5 protein-coding genes are annotated in these 7,693 nt (G+C 64.1%); 1 reads left to right on the forward strand and 4 read right to left on the reverse strand.

Annotated features, from left to right (window positions below; translation table 11 throughout):
• Positions 1-34: 34 nt before the first annotated feature.
• The 4 genes from AU197_RS23530 to AU197_RS23545 form a co-directional block, all read right to left on the reverse strand.
• Positions 35-1,342 (reverse strand): cytochrome P450, encoded by a 1,308-nt coding sequence (locus AU197_RS23530; RefSeq protein ID WP_064405938.1) that lies wholly within the window; start codon positions 1,340-1,342, stop codon positions 35-37.
• A 4-nt stretch (positions 1,343-1,346) separates the two neighbouring features.
• On the reverse strand, positions 1,347-1,532 hold the full coding sequence (locus tag AU197_RS23535; RefSeq protein WP_064405940.1) for a hypothetical protein: 186 nt from the start codon (positions 1,530-1,532) through the stop codon (positions 1,347-1,349).
• Between the two features lie 462 nt (positions 1,533-1,994).
• A complete protein-coding gene (locus tag AU197_RS23540; protein WP_064405942.1) occupies positions 1,995-3,623 on the reverse strand; it encodes an efflux permease Rv1217c-related protein in 1,629 nt (542 codons plus the stop codon).
• Positions 3,620-4,531 carry an ABC transporter ATP-binding protein gene (locus tag AU197_RS23545; RefSeq protein WP_353612136.1) on the reverse strand — a complete coding sequence of 304 codons (912 nt, stop codon included), beginning with the start codon at positions 4,529-4,531 and terminating at the stop codon, positions 3,620-3,622. The genes AU197_RS23540 and AU197_RS23545 overlap by 4 nt, the downstream gene beginning before the upstream one ends.
• A gap of 780 nt (positions 4,532-5,311) precedes the next feature.
• Here AU197_RS23545 and AU197_RS23550 point away from each other — a divergent pair.
• A partial coding sequence (locus AU197_RS23550) for an AMP-binding protein (RefSeq protein ID WP_156434533.1) occupies positions 5,312-7,693 on the forward strand: 2,382 nt, incomplete at its 3' end.

Below are 7,693 nucleotides of genomic sequence, written 5' to 3' on the forward strand. Positions count from 1 at the left end.
CAGCAGGCGAATCCTGGCGGTGGCGCTGATCGCCTCAGATCGGCGTGAACTCCAGGTGCAATTCCTTGAGGCGTCGAAACAGGAAAGTCCGGTCCCACGTGAACCGGCGAGCACCTGCTGGCCCGTGCCGATGCTCCGAGAGGCGGATATCCGCCATCCGGTCAAGGACCCGCTCCAAGGTCAGGCGTGCCTCGGCCCGGGCGATGGGGGCGCCCGGGCAGGTGTGGATACCGCGCCCGAACGCGATGTGCTGCAGCACGTTTGGTCGGTCCAGACGGAACTCGGCGGGTTCGTCGAACCGTCGCGGATCGCGGTTGGCCGCGCCGTTCATCACCAGGATGCTCGCACCTGCCCGCACATCGACGTCTCCGATCCTGGTCGTGCGCCGCGCCATGCGGAAGTTGGATTTGATCGGGCTCTCGAATCGAAGCAACTCCTCGATGAACGGTGAGATCTTCGATCGGTCGCGGCGCAGCTCGGCTTGGAGGTCAGGCCGTTCGGCCAGCATCAGCATCGCGCTACTCATGAAGTCGACCGAGGTGCCGTGGCCGGCGGCGAACATGAACGTCGCGACGCGAGCGACCTCCATCGCGCCAGGTGTGGTCCCGTCGGGGAATTTCGCCGTCGCGAGCTCGGTGAGGACGTCGTCAGCCGGTCGGCGACGACGCTCCTCGATGTAGTGGACGAACCACTCCTCGCGGGCGCCGACGAAGTCCCGGCGTTCACCTTTGAGCCTGCTGACTTCCGCGGCGCTGCGAAATCTATCCAGGTCGGCCTCCGGGACGCCCAGCAGATGAGCGATCGCCACCACCGTGAACGGGAAGCTGTAGTCGAGGACGAACTCGCACTTCCCCCGCTCGACGAAGCAATCGAGCTGCTCGTCGGCGAGACGCCAGAGGAAGTCGGCGTTGTTCTTGAGTTGCTTGGGCGTGAACAACCTGCTCAACAAGGAGCGGTGCGCGGTGTGCTTCGGCGGATCGAAGGTGATGAAGTAATCGCCGAACGTCACCTTGTGCCGATGGCGTTCGATCAGATCGGAGATGTCATCGCTGTCGGTGTCGACCGGGATCCCCGACCAGGGGCCGCTGACGATATTGCATACCGACAAGTCCTGGGCGGGATCGCGTTGCACGGCGACGGCCTCGTCGTACCCCGACACCAACACCACACCGTGCGCCGGTTCACGCCGCACGGGGCAACGACGGATCGCGTCGTAATAGTCGTAGGGATTCTCCACGAGCGACCTGTCGGTGAAGAAGTCGAGGTCCTCGAGGCTGCTGACGCTGCGCCCTTTTTGAGGTCTCAGAAGGGAGACCTCGGACGCACGGAGGCGGTCGCGCATTGGTTCATTGCGCTAGCTTCGTGGCCTTCTGAACGCGTGGCAGAGATCCACTGTTCGCTTCCACATACAGGTCATTGGCCCGTTTCTGTTCCACCGCAAGTACTTCTAGCGCCGTGACGGCACGTGTGAGGAGTTCGAAGGCTTCCTCGACCTGTTCCTTCATTTCGCCGAAGACCGGTATCAATCCCATGCGGGTTTCCCTTCAACGCGAGCCGCGACCACCACAGTTGTCGAATGCGTCTGCTGCTCCGATACATCGTAGGTCAGCTCACCGAACCTCGGTCGCGACTTCGCCAGACGCCCGCCACGGGCAACGCGACAGCGCCGAGATACGGTCAAAAAGTTTCCTAGGCAACTGCATTCAGGGCTGTCGACCACGGTGCGAGTGCACCCGACTGGCCCCGCCTTCATCCGCGACGCCGACTTCACTCAATTCGGGCGATACATACGTATGGCCTGGGGTGGAATGTTTTTCTCCGACGAACTCACCTCCCGCCGGTATGCGCAGGAGGCGATTTGCTCGCCGCCAATACGGATACCGGGGAATCGATTGGAAGAATGGTTGTGCGCACAGATCCTCGGTCAAGAACGAGGTGAGATTTGCATACAATCATTTAGCGATTGCCCCTGCGCAGTCGAGTGCTGCCGCGACTCACGTCGCCACGTCGCGCCGGGCATACCCGTAAACCCCCACCGCAACCGAACCCGCGCCGATGAGCACGAGAATCGCAGCTGCCGTCCAGTCGAACGTTGCGCCCGCAGCGGTGGTGAGGTGCGTCCACGGCGACAGTCCGGCGATCCACGACGGAGAATTCGTTGTCTGGGCAACCACATTGATCATGTAGCCACCGACCAGCGGGAGTGCGCCGAGCACACCGACGGCAGAGGGGAACCACCCAACGCCGACTGCGGCCAGACCCATCGCAAGCCACGCCACCGGCACGAAGATCAGCGCATTCGCGAGGGCATCGGTGAGCTGCATCGGGCCACCGGTGATCCTGGCGCCACCCCAGAGGGCGACGGCAGCCGAACAGTGCAACACGAGCACGCCACAGGCGGTCACCGCGATCTCGGCAGAGATCAGCCGGGAGCGAGAAAGTGGCTGAGCCAACAGGAGGGTCCGCCGGCCCGCATTCTCATCTGCGACGGTTCGCGCGAGCTGCAACGTCGCGTAGAGCCCGGTCGCGATGGCCAGCACGCCGAACATAGACGTCGCGAAGACCTCCGGTATGTCGTCAACACCCGTTCCGGCTGCGGCCGCTAGTTGAGCGAACCGCGAATTGGTGGCGAACAATTCGAGGACCGAGGCGAGCAATGCGCCGGCGACCAGGAAGTAGGCCGAGATGCCCAATGCCCACCACTGGGTGATCCGTAGGCTGCTACGAACGGCGAAACCCTCGACGGAGTGCAGCAGTCGGTATCGCCGCCGACGGGTCTTGGGCATCGCCACAAGGCCGCTCGCCAGATCACGGCGCTCAGCAGCGGCGATAACCGCACCGGCCAGCACCACCGGGATCATGCTCAGTATGAGCAACGGCAGGATTCGGTTCTCCGCGTAAGGTGCCGTGCGGTTCATCAGCCCGAACGGTGTCGTCCACGCCAACCACGCCAGTTGACCCCCAACATCGGCGAGCATGCGCAATGCGAGGGCAGTTCCGAGAACCCCGGTCGCCAGTGCCGTGGCGCCGAACCGCGTCGGCGCCAGTTGCCCGGTGAGCACTCCGGTCATGGCGAAAGTTGAAGTCACACAGGCAATACCGATCGCATAGATCACCGTACCGGCCGTCGCCGTACCGGCCGCCAGAAGTCCCGCCGCCACACACGCGCCGACCAGCGCGGCGGCGCCGACGAGGACCGCGAGACAGCGGACGACAAGGTCCACAACTCGCAGTCGGCTCGCAAGGATGAGATCCCACCTTCCGGCGTCTTCCTCACCGCGAGTGATACGGGTCGCGACGAGGATGATCCATACGCTGGCGAGCAACGCCACGGGAATACCGGTGCGCCACACCGCGAAGCCACCGGGATCGTCGAGAGCGACGGGCGGGCCCGAGAGGATCCGGACCGCGGGATTCTCCGAAAGTGCCGCCATGCCCGACTCATCCAGCAGATCGCCGATCGGTTGGTATTGGCTCGCGACGCACGCCGACATGACCCCGCAGACCACCGCAACCGCCACGGCTCCACCTCGCACCTGGTGCACCGCAAGTCGGGCCACAGCCCGCCCCGGCGCCAGCCGGAGTCCGACGGCCGACGAACCGGGCCGCGTGTCGGTGGTCATGGCGGCGCCTCACCGTAGTAGTCGAGAAAGATCTCTTCGAGTGTGGGTTCGCGCATCGCGAGTGCGGTGACATCGGCGGCGGCCAGCGCCTGCAGTGCGGGTCCGGGCGGGCCGGTCAGGCTGAACCGCAACCGGTCTCCGTCCAGTTGCTCGACGTTCGCCACGCCTGCGACGCCGGTGAAGGACGGCGGGGCACCGCGCCAGGACACCTCGACCACCGTTCTGCGCAGCCGCCGCAGATCGGCGATGCTGTCGATCTCGACGATCCGCCCGGCACGAAGAATGGCCACGCGGTCGCACACGGCTTCCACCTCGGCCAGCTGATGCGAGCTGAGGAACACCGTCTGGCCCCGCTCGCGTGCCTCTGCGACGCAGCAGCGAAACTCCCGCTCCATCAGGGGATCCAATCCGCTCGTCGGCTCATCGAGGACCAGAAGTGGAGCACGGGTGGCGAATGCCGCCACGATGGCGACTTTCTGGCGGTTGCCCGTCGAATACGTCCTTGCGGGCTTGTCCAGCTCGAGCCGGAATCGGTCGACCAGGTGGTCGCGGTAGGGCGCGTCGACCCCTGGGCCCAGGGACCCGAGTAGCTCGAGGGTCTCGGCGCCAGTCAGCCTCGGCCAAAGCGCAACGTCAGCGGGTACGTACGCAAGGAACGAATGCGACCTCCGAACGTCCCCGACAGCGCAGTCGAAGATCTCCGCGCTCCCTGCGGTCTCACTTATCAGTCCCAGCAGCAGGCGGATCGTTGTCGACTTGCCGGCACCATTGGGTCCCAGAAAACCGAACACCTCGCCGGGCTCCACCGTCATCGTCACGTCGTTGACGGCGACCACATGGCCGAACCGCTTCGTCAGCCCCTTCGCTCGGATAGCAGGGCCGCCGCCGGCTCGGGCCTGGGATGGCACTCTCAGAGGGTAAGTCAGCACACCGTAGGCGCCACGGTCTTTCGCCAGCTCGCGCGAGGTCGGGGCGCGTCACAAGCGGCCGCAGCAGACAATGCGGTTTCGGGCGCTTTACCAATAATTCGAAATAGCGTTTGGCGTCAATTTAAGGGGGCTGGGAGCTAATTCGATTGTGCGCTCTTCAGTTTTCCATTCGGTGTTCGCTGGCAGTTATCGGGCGCGCACCGCAATACGCGTCGGAATGGACGGTTCCACCGCGACCCGCGCCCCGGATTGAACAGAGCTAAAAGTTTGCTGACGGCGGGTTTTCTAGTGCCTGAAAGCTTGCTGTACGCACCGTTCAAGCGCTGGAACCGCTTTGGTCGTCAAAGCTTCTGTAGCGCAATGACCAGCGCTAATCGGGTGATCAAGGCTGCAGCGGGAGATCGACGCCTTTGGCCTTGGCGCACCCGCAAGGAATCTTTGCCAAAACAGAACACTAACCGCCATTCGGATGAGTAGGGTTTTGGCTTGCCGGCGTCAATTCATGTCTTCGGTGGTCTGGGAGCACTGATGGAGATCGATCCGTTCGAATATGGCTACGCGGTAGCCCAGAACGGGTGTGGCCAAGTACGACGATCCACACGGGCGGTGGCCGGTCCTTGCCGGCTCAACTGGGGGCGGTTCGCTTCCGGAGAAGCGCGGTGCGGCCCCTTCGAATTGCATCCAACAGCAGCGGCCGATGGACGGTCGCAAGTATTCGATCCGCTTTCCTGATCGATAACCCCCTCAGGCGGGAGTGGAATGGAACTTGATACTGAAACCTTTCCGCTTACGCGCGGGCAGCTGGACATCTGGCTTGCGGAGAAATCGGGAAGCTTCGGGCCGAAATGGCAACTCGGCGAGTTGGTGCTGATCGAGGGAAGGGTCAACCTCGGCCTGGTCAAGCCGGCCATCATCCAGGCGGTGCGCGAGGCGGAACCCCTTCGAGCCGTCTTTTTCGAGATCGACGGGGCGGTCTACCAGAGACCGATCGACTACCCCGATATCGAGCTCGCCCGCTACGACCTCATGGACTCGAAGAATCCGGCGCAGGACGCCCTCCTGGTGGCGTCGTCGATCCAACGGAAGTTGATGCCCCTGGACGGTCCGCTGTTCAAATTCGCGTTGCTGCAGACCCGGGTCGACGAGTTCTATGTCTTCGCCTGCTGCCACCACATCGTGGTGGATGGCATCGGGCTGACACTCCTTTGTCATCGGATGGCGGAGATCTATTCGGCGATGGCTGCAGACCAGCCCGTCCCGCCTGCCTACTTCGGATCGCTGCGTGACTTGATCGCCTGCGAAGCAGACTATGAATCGTCGCCGGACTACCTCGATGACTATGCCTATTGGACGAGGAACCTCCCGCAAGACAGCGAACCGGCGTATCGGCCGCCAGATGTGGAGACGGGCGGGCGCAGCGAGGAGTCGTCCGCGCCGATTCCACTGAACCGATCTGCTGTGGACGCGATCCAGGTGTTGTCACAGAGCTTGGAAGTCCGCCGCTCCTCGGTCGTCACAGCAGCGTGCGCACTTCTGGTCCGCGCCTTTGAGACGCACCGATCAGAAGTTGTGCTCGACTTCCCGGTCAGTAGGCGAGTGCGTCCGGAAACCTTGTTGGTGGCCGGAATGGTCTCTGGCTTCGTGCCGCTGGTGTTGAGTGCCCCGCCGGGCAGGACCGTCGCGGAGTTCTGCGGCCACGTCCACACCAGGATGCGAGAAGCGCTGCAGCATCAACGTTTCCCGGTCCACTCCCTCGACTACCGCGCACGACTTCGAGGCTCTGGTCAGGCGTCGAACCGGGTGGTCGTCAACTACATACCCGCCAAGCACACCGCGCACCTGGTTGATGCGGAAGCCACGGGAACGCTGACTCATGCCGGACCCGTCGAATTCGGGCTCGTGTTCTTCAAGGACGACGACCAGCTCTACCTGAACACCGTTGGCGGAGGACACTTCTTCGCTGGTTGTGATGTCCGCGATCTGGCGGCGCGGCTGGAGCGGATCCTGTCCACGATGGCTGCTGATCCAGAGCGGCCGCTGGCTTCGATCAGCGTGCTCGACGATCACGAGCAGACCCTCCTCGATGGACTCGGCAATCGCAGGGTGTTGTCGGATTCTCGCCCGGCGGTGACCATTCCGGAGTTGTTCCTCGATCAGGTGACGCGTGCACCGGAGGCAGTCGCGGTGAGCTCCGAGGACCGATCGATGACGTACCTCGAGTTAGACGAGGCCTCGAATCGAGTGGCGCAGTCCTTGGTGGAACTGGGCGCGGGTCCGGGCCGGTGTGTGGCGTTGTTGTTACCGCGCTCAGCCGACGCGGTCGTGGCCATGTTGGCGGTACTGAAGACGGGAGCGGCGTATCTGCCGATCGACCCGGTCTTACCGGAGGATCGAATCGACTTCATGGTCACCGACGCCGCACCGGTCGCCACGATCACCACCGCGGAGTTGGCCGCCCGGCTCGACCAACCGGCCACGGTGGTCATCGATCTCGACGATCCCGCGACCGACCTTCGAACTTCTGCGGTATTGGCGATGCCGCGCGGTGACGACCTCGCTTACCTGATCTACACCTCGGGCACCACGGGTGTGCCCAAGGCCGTGGGGATTACGCATGACAACGTGACGCAACTGTTGGCGTTGCAAGAGCTGGGCTTCGGAGCGGTGCGGGTGTGGGCGCACAGTCATTCGTTGGCTTTCGATGTGTCGGTGTGGGAGATCTTCGGTGCGCTGCTGCGCGGTGGCCGGGTGGTGGTGGTCACCGAGGACGTGGTGGGTTCGGCCGAGGATTTTCACGCGTTGCTGACGGATGAGCGTGTCGACGTACTGACCCAAACCCCCTCGGCGGTGGCGGTGTTGCCGTCCTCGGGCCTGCAGTCGGTGGCGCTGGTGGTGGTCGGCGAGGCGTGTCCTGCTGAGGTGGTGGACCGCTGGGCACCGGGGCGGGTGATGGTCAATGCCTACGGGCCGACCGAGACGACGATGTGTGCGGCGATCAGTGCGCCGTTGACGGCGGGCTCGGGTGTGCCGCCGATCGGCGTGCCGGTGGGTGGGGCTGCGCTGTTTGTCCTCGACGGCTGGCTGCGGCAAGTGCCGATGGGTGTTGTGGGGGAGTTGTACGGGGGGGGGGCGGGGGTGGGG

The sequence above is a fragment of the Mycobacterium sp. IS-1590 genome, from assembly GCF_001500025.1.
Taxonomy (GTDB): Bacteria; Actinomycetota; Actinomycetes; order Mycobacteriales; family Mycobacteriaceae; genus Mycobacterium.

Excerpts from the sequence above, each read along its gene's own strand:
- AU197_RS23535 (WP_064405940.1), bottom strand. The coding sequence starts at position 1,532 with ATGGGATTGATACCGGTCTTCGGCGAAATGAAGGAACAGGTCGAGGAA.
- AU197_RS23530 (WP_064405938.1), bottom strand. The coding sequence starts at position 1,342 with ATGCGCGACCGCCTCCGTGCGTCCGAGGTCTCCCTTCTGAGACCTCAA.
- AU197_RS23540 (WP_064405942.1), bottom strand. The coding sequence starts at position 3,623 with ATGACCACCGACACGCGGCCCGGTTCGTCGGCCGTCGGACTCCGGCTG.